Source organism: Arthrobacter sp. S39 (assembly GCF_004320525.1).
In the GTDB taxonomy this organism is placed as follows: domain Bacteria; phylum Actinomycetota; class Actinomycetes; order Actinomycetales; family Micrococcaceae; genus Arthrobacter.
In genome coordinates, this window is sequence record NZ_SIHX01000006.1 from 290990 (window position 1) to 306250 (window position 15261).

Consider the following 15261-nt stretch of genomic DNA (forward strand, 5'->3'; position numbering starts at 1 on the left):
CAATGCGGTACCTGGTTTCCGGCGCGTACCGGCCTGACCGTGGACCGGGATCGCTTCCTCCAGCGCTGGCTTGTGTCCGTGACGCTTGCGGAAGCCGCGGGTTTTGCCATCCCCGCCGTTGTGGGTGGCATCCTGAGCCTCCTCGCCGCCCCGGCGGGCCTGGTTTATCCGGCAATGGTCCTTGCCGGCGCGTGCGAAGGCGCCTTGCTCGGATTCGGCCAGTCCTTGGGCTTCGGAGGCGCCGTTCCCCGGTCGCCGTGGATGCTGGCGACGGCGGCGGGAGCGGCGGCCGCGTGGTCGATTGGGATGCTCCCCAGCAGCCTGGGCGGGATCGACTTTGGTTCACCTTGGGCAGTTGTCCTCACGGCTGTGCTCGGCTGTCTGCTTCTGCTTTCCATTCCGACACTCCAGTGGTGTGTCCTCCGCCGCCAAGGCCTGCGGACCGCTTTCTGGATTCCCGTCAATGCGGGAGCCTGGGCCGCGGGTATTCTGTGGACGCTGGCCCCGTCGCCGTTCATTGACGAAACCACCCCGGCGCCGGCTCTCTTCGGTGTCTACCTGCTGGCCGGGCTGCTCATGGCGGCCACAGTGGCGGTGCTGACCGGATTCGCCGCCCGTCGCATTGCTTCCGACGCCGCCGGATCGCGATCACCAGCGGACGTGTCACCTACATAAGGTGCTCTCCGGTGACGCGGACGAGATGATTCAGCAGCGCATCCTGAAAAGCCACGTCGTAGACCGCGTCGTGGGCCTGCTGCCGGTGCTGGTGATACCAATAGCCACCGCTGGTCAGTGCCTCCGGGGCATCGCTGGTGGCAAGCCATTCCTGCGTAGGGTGACCGAGCCCCAGGTCGTCGGGGGCGCCAGGGCCGCCCATCCTGGTAGGCACCCACCCGGGATCAACAGCATTGCTGAGAACGTCAGGCCACAACCGCGCTGCGGCCGCCATAAGCGCAGTCACGTAGAGCTTGCTGTCCGAGTAGGAGACCCTCGGTACCAGTTCGCTCCCGTCCTTGTCCGCAAGTACGGCCCGGCCCCCGCGGTGCATGCCGCTGCTGAGATAGATCTGCCGGCGAGCGCGGTGGATGAGGGCTGTGAGGAGGTAAGGCGCCACGACGTTGACCTGGAAAACATGCGGCCCGGTGAGCACGCCTGCGTTGTGGATGACGACATCCACAGTACCGATCCGGTTCACCTGCCCTGCGAGGTCACGCACCTGTTCCATGTCAGAAAGATCGCCCACCACGCCAGCCGCGCCGCGGTCCATAAGACCCTGTAGGGCGGTCAGGCGTCCGCGGCTGCGAGCATGCACAACGACGCCGGCCGGCCACCTCTCGAAGGCGACCGGCCGGCGTCGTCCGCTACGAAAAGAACCTGCCGGAGCACCACTGTCCTGTTCCACTGCAGGATCACCTCGCCCTTGCAGTGCCAGCGAACGGCGTTGGACAGGCCTCGCATTCCATCTAGGGCCACCCGGACCTCGCCCAACAATAGGATCGGCGTGCGGGCAGTGGGTGATTCCTTGGTTCCTGGCTGCTTGTATGGTTGCCGCGGTCCGGAACGGGTACAACTGAGTCATGACGACTTCGCTGGTGCTTGGCCCCATAATGCGGTACGTGGATGAGACGTCGGCCAGCATCTGGGTGGAGACCAGGAGTGATTCCGGCGTCCGCGTCCGCGCCGCCGGCAGGGACTGGACGGCGCGGACGTTCGCCGTGCACGGCCACCATTACGCACTGGTGGAGGCGGACGGACTGGACCCCGGATCGGTGCTGTCGTACACCTTGGAAATCGACGGGGTACACGTCTGGCCCGATCCGGCATCAGAGTTTCCGCCGCCGGTGATCGCGACTCTGAAGCCCGGAAAGCCGCTGCGCCTGGCGTACGGATCCTGCCGCACCAGTGTCCCGCATGACGAGTCCGGCAACCGGACGCACGGCGTCGACTCGCTCCGCGCCTACGCGCTGGCGATGGCCTCGGGCGACAACCGGCCGTGGCCGGACCTGGTGGCTTTCCTCGGAGACCAGGTGTATGCCGACCTGACCAGCGAGCAGATGCAAGAGTTCATTCGCGCACGCCGCGACATCAACGAGCCGCCCGGCGAGGAGCTCAAGGACTACGAGGAATATGCCCACCTCTACAACCTTGCCTGGTCTGATCCTGCGAACAGGTGGCTGCTGTCCACGTTGCCCAGCGCGATGATCTTCGACGACCACGACATCCGCGACGACTGGAACGCCTCGCTGAGCTGGAAGAGGGAGATGGAAGCCACCTCATGGTGGCACGGGCGGATTGTCTCAGGGCTGGCCTCCTACTGGGTCCACCAGCACCTGGGAAACCTGTCGCCACGGGAGCGGCAAAACGATGCCATCTGGCAGCGGATAGCCGGCCATCAGGGCGAGGCTGAACTGGACATCAGCGCTGAACTGGACAGCTTCGCGGACCGCGCAGACCGGGACCCGGAATCCTACCGTTGGAGTTACTGCCGGGATTTCGGCGACACCAGGCTGATTGTGGTTGACTCCCGCGCCGCCAGGAACCTGGAACCCGAGACCCGCGCCCTGCTTGACGACGACGAAATGGCCTGGCTTGACGGCCGGATGCGCGGCGGATTCCGCCACCTGCTCGTAGCCACGTCGCTGCCCTTCCTACTGCCGATGGGCCTGCACCACGTCGAGTCGTGGAATGAGGCCATATCCGAAGGTGCGTGGGGGAAGCTCCCCGCCCGCCTCGGCGAGAAGCTGCGCCAGGCAGTGGACCTGGAACACTGGGGCGCCTTCCAAAAAAGCTTCCAGGACGTGGCTGCCATGGCGGCAGGCGTCGCCGATGGCAATCGTGGCACGTCACCCGAGACAGTGACGTTCCTGTCCGGTGACGTGCATTTTTCCTACGTCGCGGAGGTGGAACGCTCCTCCGGCAGCCGGATCATCCAGGCAGTATGTTCCCCGATCCGCAATCCTCTTCCCCGGCTGATGAGATACTTCGGGGCTGTCATGGCCTACGGCCTGGCTTCGCCGGTGGGTGCCCTGGTGGCCCGCTCGGCGCGTGTGCCGAACCCGCCGTTCAGGTGGAAACGCGTCGCGGGGCCTTGGTTCACCAACAACCTGGCCACTCTTGAGGTTGTTCCGGAAGGGCTGAAACTGTGGTGGCAGACAGGCGTCGTGGAAGACGGCGACGAACTGCACCCACGGCTCGAGACGGTGGCATCCCTCACGGTAGCGTCCCGGAGCGCACGGAATCGCGCAGCGGAAAGCGGACGAACATTGCCTGATAACCGGGTGCCGCCGGCAAGAAGCTAGGCCGCCAGCCAGACAGTACCTTTGAGGGCGTCAATCCGCCACGGGCCGGTCTGCAATCCCATCGCGCATGCGCGGCCACGCGCTTGGTAGCCTTAGGGCAACAGTGTTGCTTTCCGCGCAACACCTGCCCACAGTACAGATAACGGGAGTCCTTCGCATCATGAGTGCAACAGAAGCCACTGACACCTCGGGAGCCGGCGACACCAAGAGTGCGTCCGTCATCGTGAACGCCATCGCCGTGCTCCGGTGTTTTTCGGTCGACGAGCCTTTGCTGGGCGTCACGGAGATCGCCAACCGCATCGGGCTGCACAAGAGCACCGTTTCGCGGATCCTTGCCACCTTCGAACAGGAACGCCTGGTGGAGAGGGACGAGGAGACGCGACGGTTCCGGCTGGGCCTGGGGCTGATCGCCGTGGCGGGGCCCCTCCTGGCCGACCTTGAGGAACGCCGGGTCGCGTACCCGGTTTTGCGCGAACTCGCGGAGCAGACCGGTGAAACGAGTGCGCTGATGGTCTGGAACGTAAACGAATCGATGTGCGTGGAGCAGATCGCCAGCCGCCAGCAGATTAAGCACACCACGCCGCTGGGCGCCCGCTACGGCGATGCCATGAGTGCTTCCGTGCAGGTGTTCCTCGCCGGCGAGCCTGAGGAACGCGTCCGGTCCCTGCTCCGCAGCGGCACCGTCACACTGCCGGGCCTGGACGACGCCGGCCTCGATGCCTACCTGGTCCGGCTCAAGGAAGGGGCCGGCAGGGGGTGGACCGTCAACTACGGCGAATCATCCGTTGACGAAGTGGGCGTCGCCGCGCCTGTGTACGACCATCGCGGTGACGTGGTTGCCGCCGTGCTGATCCCGGCGCCACGGTTCCGGGTCTCCGCCGAGCGGCTTCAGAGCCTGGGCGAAGCGTGTGCCACGGCCGCCGAAAAAGTGACTGCGCGGCTGGGCGGGCGCGCGCTCTGACCCTTCACGACTCCAGGTAACCGCCGCTGGCCCAGCGCCGAAGCGCCTGCCGCTCGCCGTCGTCGAACTCCATCAGTGCCACCCGGCACAGCTCTTCCACGTCGTCAGTCCAGGCTGCGGCCAGCCCCTCCGCGGTGGCGGTCTCGTCCAGCTGGAAATTGACGTAGCCCAGGCCCTGGATCACGAAGTTCACGGCCCCGCGGGACACCGGCTGGCCTGCTGTGACGCAGTCATCGCGGACCAGCCGGGACAGGTCGCTGCGGTTGACGGGCTGTTCCTGGAGCCTGGCCGCCATCGCCTGGAACAGTTGCCGGAACTGGGCTTCGGAAAGTGCCGGCACGTCGGTTACCCGGGCCACCCGCTCCTCGATGCCGGGTTCAACCTCGGCTTCGACAGGGAGGTCGTCACTGGAAAACCGCTGAGCGTCCCAGACCCAGCCGCCGCGTGAGGGGGAGTATTCAACGCCCTGGCCAATCTGCGCCACCCACGTCCCGAACTTCCCAAAGCCGGCCCAGTCCGTCTTCAGCGAAGGGTCCACCGTGAGCGCCCTGTGGGCGACCATGGCGCCGACAACCGGCCCCGGCGCGGTGCGGACCAGGTCGCAGACCTCCCGGATCGCGGCAGAAACAGATTTGGCTTTCGTTTTCGGCTTTGCCTTCGCGGCTCCCTGCGCCTCCTTCTGCGGCTGGCCGGACTCCACCGCCCGGAGGGGCTCCACGATGCTGCCGTTCAGGATGGCCACAAAGTCGTGGGACTCCACCACGTTGTCCGCCATCTCGCGGTACGCGAAGGCCACGGCTCCGGCGGCGATGACGGTTGTCAGCTTGTCGGCGGCGCGGAAACGCTGGATCAGGGACGTGAAATCGGCGTCGGCCGAGGCGATGAAGAACTCGTCAATTTCATTGACGCCGGTCAGGGTATCCATCGCGTCGAGGACGAGGTTGATATCGGTACTGCTTTTGCCCCGCTGCGTCAGCGACGGGCAGTCGATGACACGAAAGCCCGCCCGCGTCCAGTACGTGCGGTACTTAGAGAACGCCACCGGGTTCAGGTAGCAGTTGCGGATGAGGAAGCGGCGGGAATTCTCACCCGGGCCGCCGGCCGACAGCGCATCAGCCCAGTGCTTGGGGTCTTCGGCGAACCGCCTCGCCGCCTGGGGGTCCAGGGCCTGAAGGCCAAGGTAGACGTTGTCGAAATCGACAAACATCGCTGCCCGGAGACCCGGCCGACGGGGAGTGGTGCGCGCCTCATTCATTGGCTCAGTGTGCCAGTAATGAGGAACGGGAAGGAACACCCTTCGCCCAAGTAGGTAGCAATAAGTGTCGTTTTCGGCGCTCTAAACGACACTTAGTGCTACCTACTTGGGGACTGGCGGGAGAACGACGGCGGGAGGTCCCGCCGTCGCCCTCTGCTTGGTTGTTTAGCGGGTGACTTCCTCGAACGTGGCGCCCTGCGGCACGTTGCGGCTCAGGCCAATGGTGAACGTGTTGGGTCCGCTGCGGGTGACGGCGATGCCGCACTTGGCGGCCTTGGCCCGGGGTGTGAGGTCCTGCACGGCGGCGTCGATCGTGTGGTCGATGGCCGAGCGGTCCCAGATTTTCAGCGTTACGGAATCAGTGGTTTCAAACGTCATTGTCAGTACTTTCACTCATGCAGTCGACGGCCCCACGTCGTTGTTTGGAGCCGCATCCTCGTCGGTGAGGATTGCTGGTTCAGGTAGGCGGGAAACGGGTTCCCTTGTTCATGGTTCCCGGTGGCAGACGGCATTGACAACCGAAAAGCCGAAAATGTGACCGATTACACGCGCACGCTGACCGTGAAAATGTTCGGACCGCTGCAGTGAACGGCGATGCTGGATTTGGCGGTTTTCGCGCGGGCCGCCAGGTCCTGCACCACCGTTTCGAGCGTGTGGTCGATGGCGGAGCGGTCCCAGATTTTCAGGGTCACGGAGTGGTCAGTTTCGAACGTCATTGTCAGTACTTCCATTCAAGGCGGTTGACGGCACCTGGCTTCATCGCGGGGCCGCGTCTTCAGCGGTGAGGACTGGGAATGCAACATCAGGAAAGCGCATTCCCAAGTCCATGGTGCGGGGTGCCGAACCGTAATTGCAAGCGGATTCAGGGCGATGTGACCGATTGCACGCTGGCCGTGGACGGCGAAATTCAGCAGCGGTAATCTTCAGGTGGGGCACATTCGGAACAAGTGCCCGATCTGCGAAGGCGCCTTTATCCCTTGCGGGGCGCCGCGTTTTGGCCCACGCCCTGGGGGCAACGCAGAGGCCTCACTGCGCCGGACCGGCGACGCCGCCGGACACGGCCGTAAGTCGTTTGATGACATTGCAATGTTTTCCAGGGGCAAACAATGAACACTCACATCCGTAGATTCGCCATGCTGTTCGTCGCGACGCTGGTCGCTCTCACCATGGGGCTGCCCGCAGCCCAGGCAGCCAACCACCGGGCCAGTTGCGTGGGCCTGATCGTCTCCTCGGAGGCGTCCGCAGGTGTGCTCGATGTCAACGTGTACAAGGCCATAGCGAAGGATTTGGGCTACACCACGTTCGGTGGGTTCGTCGCCGGCGGAGCCCAGGTGCATCTCGGCTCGGTGGAGGCCTGCGTTCCGCAGTAGGCAGCGTCTCTTGTTGCCGCTCAACTGCGCACAGGGCCGATGGACTCCCGGAAGATCAGTTCCATCGGCGCCAGGGTCAGGCCGGCGTCGGTGGGCTGCTCTCCGCGGATCCGGCCGATCAGTTCACCCATGCTCCTGGCGCCCAGCGCCTCCAGATCCATGTGGACCGTGGACAGTGACGGGATGAAGTACTTCGATTCGGCCATGTCATCCCAGCCGAAAACGCTGACCTGACCGGGCACGGGGATGCCGTGCTCGTGCAGGGCACGGATGACCCCCATGGCCATCGTGTCGTTGGCCGCCACCACCGCAGTGACATCCGGCAAAGCAGCTATTTCCTGCCCGGCGGCGTAGCCGGAGGCCGAGGACCAGTCCCCGGCTGCGACGCCCAGGGAGGCCAGGCCCAGCAGGGCAATGGTTTCCTCGTAGACCGCCAGACGGTTCCGGGCGGACGGCCAGGTTGAGGGCCCCGCCACGTGGAAGAATTTCTTGTGCCCGAGCGACGCCAGGTGTTCCACGATTTTGGCCCCAGCGGTGCCGTCCGCCAGGCTGCCCCGGGCACGCATGCGGTTGTCGTACTCGCCTGCCACCACCATGGGGACGTTGGGTGCGTCTTCCGGGGAGGCACCGAGCTTGGAGGGCCGGGGAACAAAGGACAGGATGCCGGCAACGTCTTCGCCGGCGAGCAGTCCCTGCAGCCGGCGGGCGCGGGCTTCAGCAGTCCCCTCCATCGCCACCACGTCAATGCGGAAGCCAGCGGCGTGCGCGGTCTCCGTGGCGCCGTTAAGCATGCGGAGGGGGAAGTACAGGGAGGCCTCAGGAACCACCACAACGATGCGGTACAGCTCGCGGGAACGCAGCGACCTTGCGGCCAGGTTGGGCGTGTAGTTGAGCTCCGACAACGCCTTTTCAACACGTTCCACCGTTGCCGGCTTGAGTTTGGCTTTGTCCTTGAGGTAGCGGGACACTGTCTGGTGCGACACTCCGGCCAGGTCTGCCACGTCGTAGATGGTGGGTGCCTTTGACCGGCCCGGTCCTACTGCTGATTGCACCATGGTGGCGTCCCTTTCAGGTTTCTTCCTGCGGTGGTCGCGGGAGGGATCCGGGCTCCAGCTTAATCCCTCCCGCTGACCCGTCATTGACACGCGCCGTGGCTTAGGCGGGCCCGCCGGAGTCCCATTTCTGCAGCATGCCGCACATGCCAAAGATCCGCTCCGCGCCCGCCGGAGCTGTGCGGGACACGGCCGCATCCTTGAAGTGGCTGAACCGGCCCTCAGCGAGGTCGGCGAGCCAGTTTTCGGTCCGGGCTGCCTCGGGCGCTATCCTCCCCTTCCAGAGTTCCTGCCACCCCGGGACCCGGAACTGCACCAGCCGGACGGCGTCGCGCTGGAACTGCTCGACGGCGTCGAAGTCACCGGCCAGCGCTGCCTCCTTCAGCCGTTGGTAGCCCAAGAGCGCAGCGTCACGCCGGGTGCGTGCGGCGTGGGCCAGGGCGTCCGATGACGGGCCCCGCCCGCCGTCGAGTGCGGCGGTCCGGGCGTACCGCTCCGGGTCGGCGACGATGTCGGCATCGAAGGTGAGGACTGCGTCGCCGGCTTCCGGCAGCCCGCCGTTCTGCATGATGGCTAGGATGTCGAGGCCGCCGTCGTTGACGATCCTGTGGATCGTGCCGGGGCTGAACCAGAGGAGATCGTTGGGGGCCAGTTCGTGGGATTCGTAGCCCGAGGCGGTGATGGTTTCCACGCGTCCGGTTCCGGCCAGTACCAGGTAGGCCTCGGTGGAGGCCGTGTGCATGTGTGGGGACCCGCCGCAGACGCCGTCGGCCGCCTCCCAGCCGTAGACGCCCAGCCGTGTGAGGGCCACCGCCCCAGGAAACGGTGCAGTCCGCTGGATGGTGGTCATGCGGACGCTTCCACAGCCTGTTGGCGCAGCATGTCAACGGCGGCGGCCGCAAGGCTATCCAGGCGGCCTGCGTCGGAATCGCCGTCGGCGGTCATCACGGCGTACCGGTTCTTCATCGTCGCGCCGTCGGCGAAGGTGACCTCCTCGCTGAAGAACGGGGCAGGTCCGAAGCAGGCGAAGGGCTCGGACCGGGCGAACCACTCCGGCGGGTGCTGGGCGTTGGCGGTATCGTCGGCGATCAGCACCGTGGAGAAACGGCAGCTGTCATCGTGCTGGCCCACGAACGCAAGCCACGGTCCGCGGGTGCCGCGCAGCGCTTCGCCGGTTGTCCCGCCGGGGCCGGCGATCCGGCCGCCGGCGAATTCGCGGGGCCCGCGCCAGAACAGGCCGCCGTAGCCGGCGTTCTCGCGCCCTTCGGTGGTGGGGGAGCCGATCTGGACGTCGCTGCCGGAGACGTTGGTCATGGCCGTTTCGAAGACCAGCGTCCAGGAGTCGGCGTCCGGGCCGGGGCTGATCCGGATGGAGCGGACCTCGTCAACCACATGCTTCCCGCCCTGCGTCCACCAGCTGAGCGTGTGGGCGAAACGGAACGCGCCGCCGTCGAGCCCAGACTCCAGTACTGCTTCGTGCCGCATCGTGCCGTTGTTGGGGAGCCATTTGTAGTCTTCGCCGCGGCGGAAGCTGGGCCCGCCCCAGAAGTTGTCCTCGCCAAAGTGCGGCAGCGACCAGGCAATGCCCTTGTGCCACACATGGTCCCAGGGCCGGTAGGCGCTGACGGTTTCCCCTGCGGTGGTGCGCAGCGGATGGAAGAACGGCCGCGGCGATTCGCGCTGTTCGTCGGTAGCGTCGTAGGTGTAGGTCGCGATGTCCAGGTCCCCCAGGGAGACGGTCAGGGACTGCTTGTCATCGCGCCAGGTCAGCGGTGTTGAGGTGTTCATGCGTTGAGTGCTTCCTCTTGTTTCCAGGGTTCAAGGTGGCCGTCCATCCGGGTGAAGAACGGGCTGGCTTCGTCGATCTGGCCGCGGGCAATGGTGGTTCCGCTGACGCTGGACGCGTAGATCGCGGCGGCCAGTTCCATGGTGGCGTACGCGTCGGTGATGGAGACCGGGGCGGCTTCACCACTATGCAGGCTGCTGATGATGGCCGCGTACTGCGCGGCGTGTCCGCTGGGTTTGTCCTCACCCTGGGCCCAGAGGCCGACGACGGCGTCCTGGCCGGGTGCCGGCGTCACCGTCCAGTTGTGGTCGCTGTAGCCGTAGAGATGGTCCAGTTCGACGGTTGCGTTTTCGTAGTCCAGCCGGAGGTATGAGGTTTCGCGCGGGGAGATCACGGAGTTGATGATGGTGGCGATCGCGCCGGATTCGAAGCGGACCACGGCGGCGGAGGCATCCTCGGTGTCGGTCTTCCGGGCCAGCTTGCCGGCGAAGGCGGTCACTTCGGACCAGGGACCCCACAGGTGCAGGAGCAGGTCGAACTGGTGGATGCCGTGGCCCATGGTGGGCCCGCCGCCCTCCACATCCCACAGTCCGCGCCACGGGACATCGAAGTACGGCTGGTCGCGGAACCAGAGGGTGTTGCAGGTTCCGACGAGCTGCCTGCCGAGGGCGCCGGAGCGCTGCAGGGAGAGGAGCCGCTGGGCGCCGGACCCGAACCGGTGCTGGAAGATGCAGCTCAGTGATCCCGCGGACCCGGCCTCGGCGGCTTCGAGCTGGCGCATCTGGCCAAGCGACAACGCCGGGGGTTTTTCGATGACGGCGTGCAGGCCGAGCCCGAGCGCCTCCAGGGCCAGCGGAAAGTGGCTGGACGGCGGGGTGCAGATGGCTACGAGATCCAGCCCGCCGCCGTCGGCTGCTTCCGCGAGGCTCGCCGCGGTGCGGGTGACACCCCACTTGCTGGCGAAGGCCTCCGAACGGGACGGGTCGATGTCGATGGCGACGGCGAGTTCCACGCCCGGCTGCTGCTGCAGGGCTTCGGCATGGGCGTTGGCGATGCCGCCGGTGCCGATGAACCCGACGCGTAGGGGAGTGCCGGCGTCGTGCTTGTGTGTGTCAGTCATGGCTACTTCCGGAGTGAGGAGGAGAGTTCGTCGATGAAGGGCTGTGCGGCTTTTTCGGGGGTGGTGCGCTCGAAGAGGATGTCGGAGGTGTAGCGGCTGAGGATGTCCGTGATGGTGCTTCCGCCGGCAGGGGTGATGGGCGGGGCGGGCCGGACTTCGTCGGCGATGGCATCGGTGAACGCGATGGCAGCCTTGTCCGTGGCGTTTAGCTTGGACGAGATTGCCTCACGGATCCTGGTGTTGGCGGGGATGCCGCGTTCGGTGAGCATGATGTCGCCGGCGGTCTGGCTGTTGGTCAGGTAGTTCAGGAACTTCTCCGCCGCTTTCTGGTGCTTGGTGCGTGAGGAGACGGACCAGAACATTGACGGCTTGTAATAGGCGCCGCGTTCGTCAGCTGTGGACTCGCCGGGCAGGCGCAGCAACTTCAGCTCCTGGCCGGCCGCCCCCGAGTATGCCGTGAGCTGGGTGCTGAACACGCCGGCGAGGCCCATCTCGTTCTTGGCGATGGAGGTCTGGTTGAGAGATGCGGAGGCGTTTTCGATGATGGCCGAGGGCTTGGGGCCGGCGCCGGACGTGGAGAGCTCCAGGGTGTGCTTCCAGAATGAGGTGAGGGTTTCGGGCTTGATGACCACCTTGCCCTCGTCGTCGTAGAGGCGGTCGCCGTGTTGCCGTGCCCAGATGTAGAGATCCTGGTCGCCGTACTGGACGCCGACGCCGGTTGCCCCGGATCCGCTGTCACTGACCTGCTCGCCGAGCTTCTGGTAGTCATCCCACGTCCATTTGGTATCGTCCGGCAGGGCGACTCCGGCTTTTTCGAGAACCGCCGGGTTGGCCGCGATGCAGAACGTCGCAACGCCAGTGACCAGGCCCACCAGCTGCCCGTCCACCTCGCCGCTCTTCAGCGTGTCCGGGTCGATGCCGGATGTGTCCAGCCCGTTGAGTTTCTTCAGGTCCAGGAGTGCGCCGCGGTCCCCGTATTCGCGGACGTACTTCTCGTCCATCTGGATGATGTCCGGGGCATCGTTGGCGGCCACCTGGGTGGCGAGCTTGTCCCAGTAGCCGTTCCAGTCGCTGTACTCGCCCACCACGGTGATGTTGGGGTTTTCCGCCTGGAAGGCGTCGATGACCTTTTGGGTTGCTTTCTGGCGGCCGTCGCCGCCCCACCAGGTGAACCGGATGGTGACGGGACCGGTCTCTTCTGCGGCGGGAGTGCCGCCGCCGGCGGCGCAGCCGGACAGGGCCAGGACGGATGCCGCGACGGCGGCGGAGAGCTTCAGGTAGCTCCGGCGGGTGGGCACGTGGTTCATGGGAGTCCTTTCAGAGGGCGGCGTCGACGTCGGCGCCTGGTGTGCTGGGGAGTTACTTGATGCCGGTGGTGGCGATGCCCTTGACCAGGAACTTCTGGCCGAGGAGGAAGGCGATAAATACGGGGAGCAGGGAAACGATGGACATGGCGAACAGCGAACCCCAGGAGGTGGAGGCCGTCGCGTCGACGAAGGCCCGCAGGGCCACCGGCACCGTGAACATCTTGGGATCCGTGAGGTAGATCAGCTGGCTGAAGAAGTCATTCCAGGTCCAGATGAACGTGAAAATGGTGGTGGTGGCCAGCGCCGGCACCATCAGCGGAAGGATCACCTGGAGGAAGATGCGCGGGTGGCCGGCGCCGTCGATCCTGGCGGCCTCATCGAGATCCTTCGGGATGCCGCGGATGAACTGCACCATCAGGAATACAAAGAACGCGTCCGTTGCCAGGAGCTTCGGAACGATGATCGGCCAGAAGGTGTTCACCCACCCGATCTGGGAGAACAGGATGTACTGCGGCACGATCACCACATGGAAGGGAAGCATGATCGTGAGCAGCATGGCTCCGAACAGCCACTTCTTGCCCTTGAAGTTCAGGCGGGCGAAGGCGTAGGCGGCCATGGAGCAGGACACCAGGTTCCCCAGGATGCAGCCCAGGACCACCACTGCCGAGTTCAGCAGGTAGGTGGAGAACGGGCTCGCCAGGGCGTTCCAGCCCTCGCTGTAGTTGCTGGCCTCGAACGTGGAGAGCAGCAGCCCGGGTTCCCGGAAAATCAGGTCGTTGGGCCGCAGCGAGGACGCGATCATCCACAGCAGCGGGTAGATCATGGCCAGCGCGGAGACGATCAGGATCAGATGCTTGCCGAAGGCGCGGAGCCGCACCCTGGAGGGTGACTTGGGCCGTTGGCGTGCCTGGGGCTGCTGGGCACCGGCGGCGGAAGGCCGGACCGGAGCGGACACGGGGGACAGGGGCTGGATTTCAGTCGTCATAGAACACCCAGAACTTTGAGGCGTAGAAGTTGATGGCGGTGAAGGCGCCGATGATGAGCAGGAGGACCCAGGCCATGGCGGAGGCGTAGCCCATGTCGAACTGGCCGAAGCCCTTCTGGTAGAGGTACAGCGTGAAGAACATCGTCGAATCGGAGGGTCCGCCGGTGCCGCCGGAGACGATGAACGCCTGCGTGAAGGACTGGAAGGCGCCCACGATCTGCAGCACCAGGTTGAAGAAGATGATGGGGCTCAGGAGCGGCAGGGTGATTTGGAAGAACTGGGATACTTTCGTGGCACCGTCCACCTGCGCGGCCTCGTAGTACATGATCGGGATCTGGCGGAGGCCGGCGAGGAAGATGATCATGGGGCTGCCGAAGGTCCAAATGTGCAGCAGGATGATGGTGCTGAGAGCCGTGCTGGGGTCCGAGATCCAGCCTGGGCCTTCAATCCCTATGAGCGCCAGGAACTGGTTCACCAGGCCCGTGGTGCCGAAGATCTGCTTCCACAGGATGGCCACGGCGACCGATCCGCCGAGCAGGGACGGCAGGTAGAACACGGACCGGTAGAACGGAAGGCCGCGGATGCCCTTGTCCAGGACGATGGCGATGAGCAGGGCAACGGCCAGCTGGAGGGGGACGCCCACCAGGACGTAGATGAAGGTGACTGCCAGGGAGTTCTGCAGGCGGGAGTCCTCCAGCATTCGGGTGAAGTTCTCGAAGCCCACGAGCTCCGGTGCCTGGAGGAGGTTGTAGTCGGTGAACGACAGGTAGAGCGAGATCAGCATCGGGCCGAGCGTGATGGCCACCAGCCCCACGAGCCAGGGCCCGAGAAAAACCATGGCAGCTTTGGTGTCCCGGGCTTCAGCGCCCAGGCCCTTGCCCCTGAGCTTGCCGAGCTCGGACAGCGCGCTCACGCGGCAGGCCCCGGGACAGGTTGTCCGTGTGGGGAAAAGGCGCAGGCCTGCCCCCTGGATTTGTTTGGATTCATGTCTTTTCCTCACTCAGCAGGACTCCACGGCGACGTGGATGTCCTCCGGTTTCAACGGCAATGTTGCAGCTCGGTGCGGACGTTTTTGCCTGCATCCGAATGGAAAGTGATCGGTAACACAATTATGGTTATCGATCACTTTCCTGTCAACAGTTTTGTGGATAGCGTTTTCCGCGCCGGTGTTTGCGCCCATCGTCCGGGAAAAGTGCAGGAAATGACAGAGCGTCCGGGGCCTAGCTCGCGGTGGCGCAGGCGATAAAGTGTGCGACCAGCGGTTCGTCGTCGCCTGCCCGGCTGAGTACCGAAAGTTCCACCAGGTCAACGCGTGGACTCAGCTCACGCCAGGCCAACGTCCCGGCGTGCCGCCGGACAGAAGATTCCGGAACGAGGGTCACTCCCAGGCCGCACTCCACCATGGCCAGCTGCGAGTGGATGGAGTTCGCGTAGTGCGTGGCCTCCGGACTGAATCCCGCCTGCCGGCAGGCCGCGACGAGTTCGTCGTGGTAGTCGGGGGAGATGTGACGGGGAAGCCAGACCCAGGTCTCGTCGCGGTAATCGGAGAGACTGGCCTTGCCGCGACCGCCGGCGCCGGGGTGGCCAGCCGGCATGACCACCACAAAATGGTCCCGCCTCAACGGCACTGCTTTGAGGCGGTGGCCGCCCACCGACTGACGGACCACGGCCACATCCAGCTCACGGCGCAACAGTGCGTCCCTGCCGTGGTGGGTGTCGATCTCCTGGACGTGGAGCTCCACGAGCGGGCGTGATTCGCGGAAGCGCTGCAGTATCGCCGGAAGCGCCTCGCTGAACGCGGACGTGACGGCGCCGATGCGGAGCGTCCCCGCCAGTCCGCTGCGAGCCTGGTCGGCCACCTCCCTTGCCCGCTCCGAGGCGACCACCAGGAGCCTGCACTGCTCCAGGAACAGCCGCCCGGCCTCGGTCAGCAACACGGAGCGGCTGGAGCGGTTGAGCAATGTGGTTCCCAGCTGGCGTTCCAACTGCAGGATGGCCTGGCTCAGTGGCGGCTGGGACATGTTCAGCCGGTCGGCGGCACGGCCGAAGTGGAGTTCCTCACCAACCGCGATGAAGTACCGGGCCTGGCGCACTTCTATCATCAGATCAGGTCGCCTATCGTCTTG

Annotated in this window: 16 protein-coding genes; 4 read left to right on the top strand and 12 right to left on the bottom strand. The window is 65.4% G+C overall.

The window, feature by feature from the left end:
- Positions 1-78: 78 nt before the first annotated feature.
- Positions 79-675, top strand: coding sequence for a hypothetical protein (locus EYS21_RS14390; protein WP_131133879.1), 597 nt, complete (start codon positions 79-81; stop codon positions 673-675).
- Here the strand turns inward: EYS21_RS14390 and EYS21_RS14395 are convergent.
- Positions 668-1639 carry an SDR family NAD(P)-dependent oxidoreductase gene (locus tag EYS21_RS14395; protein WP_347559566.1) on the bottom strand — a complete coding sequence of 324 codons (972 nt, stop codon included), beginning with the start codon at positions 1637-1639 and terminating at the stop codon, positions 668-670. The genes EYS21_RS14390 and EYS21_RS14395 overlap by 8 nt on opposite strands.
- Here EYS21_RS14395 and EYS21_RS14400 point away from each other — a divergent pair.
- Positions 1578-3299: an alkaline phosphatase D family protein gene (locus EYS21_RS14400; protein ID WP_131133881.1), complete on the top strand. Its 1722-nt coding sequence runs from the start codon at positions 1578-1580 to the stop codon at positions 3297-3299. The genes EYS21_RS14395 and EYS21_RS14400 overlap by 62 nt on opposite strands.
- 160 nt (positions 3300-3459) lie before the next feature.
- Positions 3460-4260, top strand: a complete 801-nt coding sequence (locus EYS21_RS14405; RefSeq protein ID WP_131133882.1) for an IclR family transcriptional regulator — start codon at positions 3460-3462, stop codon at positions 4258-4260.
- A gap of 4 nt (positions 4261-4264) precedes the next feature.
- Here the strand turns inward: EYS21_RS14405 and EYS21_RS14410 are convergent, their stop codons facing one another.
- The 3 genes from EYS21_RS14410 to EYS21_RS14420 form a co-directional block, all read right to left on the bottom strand.
- Positions 4265-5515 carry an NYN domain-containing protein gene (locus EYS21_RS14410; RefSeq protein ID WP_131133883.1) on the bottom strand — a complete coding sequence of 417 codons (1251 nt, stop codon included), beginning with the start codon at positions 5513-5515 and terminating at the stop codon, positions 4265-4267.
- A gap of 165 nt (positions 5516-5680) precedes the next feature.
- On the bottom strand, positions 5681-5893 hold the full coding sequence (locus EYS21_RS14415; protein ID WP_207307776.1) for a hypothetical protein: 213 nt from the start codon (positions 5891-5893) through the stop codon (positions 5681-5683).
- 164 nt (positions 5894-6057) lie between these two features.
- Complete coding sequence (locus EYS21_RS14420) at positions 6058-6231, bottom strand: hypothetical protein (protein WP_207307777.1); 174 nt, start codon at positions 6229-6231, stop codon at positions 6058-6060.
- A gap of 390 nt (positions 6232-6621) precedes the next feature.
- Here EYS21_RS14420 and EYS21_RS14425 point away from each other — a divergent pair, with 390 nt between their 5' ends.
- Entirely contained in the window at positions 6622-6885 is a 264-nt protein-coding gene (locus EYS21_RS14425; RefSeq protein WP_131133886.1) for a hypothetical protein, read from the top strand.
- A gap of 20 nt (positions 6886-6905) precedes the next feature.
- Here EYS21_RS14425 and EYS21_RS14430 read toward each other — a convergent pair whose 3' ends face one another.
- The 8 genes from EYS21_RS14430 to EYS21_RS14465 all read right to left on the bottom strand — a co-directional run bounded on the left by EYS21_RS14430 (position 6906) and on the right by EYS21_RS14465 (position 15237).
- Complete coding sequence (locus EYS21_RS14430) at positions 6906-7940, bottom strand: LacI family DNA-binding transcriptional regulator (protein WP_165478323.1); 1035 nt, start codon at positions 7938-7940, stop codon at positions 6906-6908.
- Between the two features lie 100 nt (positions 7941-8040).
- Positions 8041-8787 carry a cupin domain-containing protein gene (locus EYS21_RS14435; RefSeq protein WP_131133888.1) on the bottom strand — a complete coding sequence of 249 codons (747 nt, stop codon included), beginning with the start codon at positions 8785-8787 and terminating at the stop codon, positions 8041-8043.
- Entirely contained in the window at positions 8784-9725 is a 942-nt protein-coding gene (locus EYS21_RS14440; protein WP_131133889.1) for a PmoA family protein, read from the bottom strand. The genes EYS21_RS14435 and EYS21_RS14440 overlap by 4 nt, the downstream gene beginning before the upstream one ends.
- On the bottom strand, positions 9722-10843 hold the full coding sequence (locus EYS21_RS14445) for a Gfo/Idh/MocA family oxidoreductase (RefSeq protein ID WP_131133890.1): 1122 nt from the start codon (positions 10841-10843) through the stop codon (positions 9722-9724). The genes EYS21_RS14440 and EYS21_RS14445 overlap by 4 nt, the downstream gene beginning before the upstream one ends.
- A 2-nt stretch (positions 10844-10845) precedes the next feature.
- Complete coding sequence (locus EYS21_RS14450) at positions 10846-12150, bottom strand: extracellular solute-binding protein (protein WP_131133891.1); 1305 nt, start codon at positions 12148-12150, stop codon at positions 10846-10848.
- Between the two features lie 52 nt (positions 12151-12202).
- Positions 12203-13135: a carbohydrate ABC transporter permease gene (locus tag EYS21_RS14455; RefSeq protein ID WP_131133892.1), complete on the bottom strand. Its 933-nt coding sequence runs from the start codon at positions 13133-13135 to the stop codon at positions 12203-12205.
- Positions 13125-14048, bottom strand: coding sequence for a sugar ABC transporter permease (locus EYS21_RS14460; protein WP_131133893.1), 924 nt, complete (start codon positions 14046-14048; stop codon positions 13125-13127). Before EYS21_RS14460 ends, EYS21_RS14455 begins: the two co-directional genes overlap by 11 nt.
- Before the next feature lie 307 nt (positions 14049-14355).
- Positions 14356-15237, bottom strand: coding sequence for a LysR substrate-binding domain-containing protein (locus EYS21_RS14465; protein WP_131133894.1), 882 nt, complete (start codon positions 15235-15237; stop codon positions 14356-14358).
- Positions 15238-15261 lie beyond the last annotated feature (24 nt).

Bases quoted from the DNA above. Each gene is read 5' to 3' on its own strand.
- EYS21_RS14400 (WP_131133881.1), top strand. From the start codon at position 1,578: ATGACGACTTCGCTGGTGCTTGGCCCCATAATGCGGTACGTGGATGAG.
- EYS21_RS14395 (WP_347559566.1), bottom strand. From the start codon at position 1,639: ATGCTGGCCGACGTCTCATCCACGTACCGCATTATGGGGCCAAGCACC.
- EYS21_RS14405 (WP_131133882.1), top strand. From the start codon at position 3,460: ATGAGTGCAACAGAAGCCACTGACACCTCGGGAGCCGGCGACACCAAG.
- EYS21_RS14410 (WP_131133883.1), bottom strand. From the start codon at position 5,515: ATGAATGAGGCGCGCACCACTCCCCGTCGGCCGGGTCTCCGGGCAGCG.
- EYS21_RS14415 (WP_207307776.1), bottom strand. From the start codon at position 5,893: ATGACGTTTGAAACCACTGATTCCGTAACGCTGAAAATCTGGGACCGC.
- EYS21_RS14420 (WP_207307777.1), bottom strand. From the start codon at position 6,231: ATGACGTTCGAAACTGACCACTCCGTGACCCTGAAAATCTGGGACCGC.
- EYS21_RS14425 (WP_131133886.1), top strand. From the start codon at position 6,622: ATGAACACTCACATCCGTAGATTCGCCATGCTGTTCGTCGCGACGCTG.
- EYS21_RS14430 (WP_165478323.1), bottom strand. From the start codon at position 7,940: ATGGTGCAATCAGCAGTAGGACCGGGCCGGTCAAAGGCACCCACCATC.
- EYS21_RS14435 (WP_131133888.1), bottom strand. From the start codon at position 8,787: ATGACCACCATCCAGCGGACTGCACCGTTTCCTGGGGCGGTGGCCCTC.
- EYS21_RS14440 (WP_131133889.1), bottom strand. From the start codon at position 9,725: ATGAACACCTCAACACCGCTGACCTGGCGCGATGACAAGCAGTCCCTG.
- EYS21_RS14445 (WP_131133890.1), bottom strand. From the start codon at position 10,843: ATGACTGACACACACAAGCACGACGCCGGCACTCCCCTACGCGTCGGG.
- EYS21_RS14450 (WP_131133891.1), bottom strand. From the start codon at position 12,150: ATGAACCACGTGCCCACCCGCCGGAGCTACCTGAAGCTCTCCGCCGCC.
- EYS21_RS14455 (WP_131133892.1), bottom strand. From the start codon at position 13,135: ATGACGACTGAAATCCAGCCCCTGTCCCCCGTGTCCGCTCCGGTCCGG.
- EYS21_RS14465 (WP_131133894.1), bottom strand. From the start codon at position 15,237: ATGATAGAAGTGCGCCAGGCCCGGTACTTCATCGCGGTTGGTGAGGAA.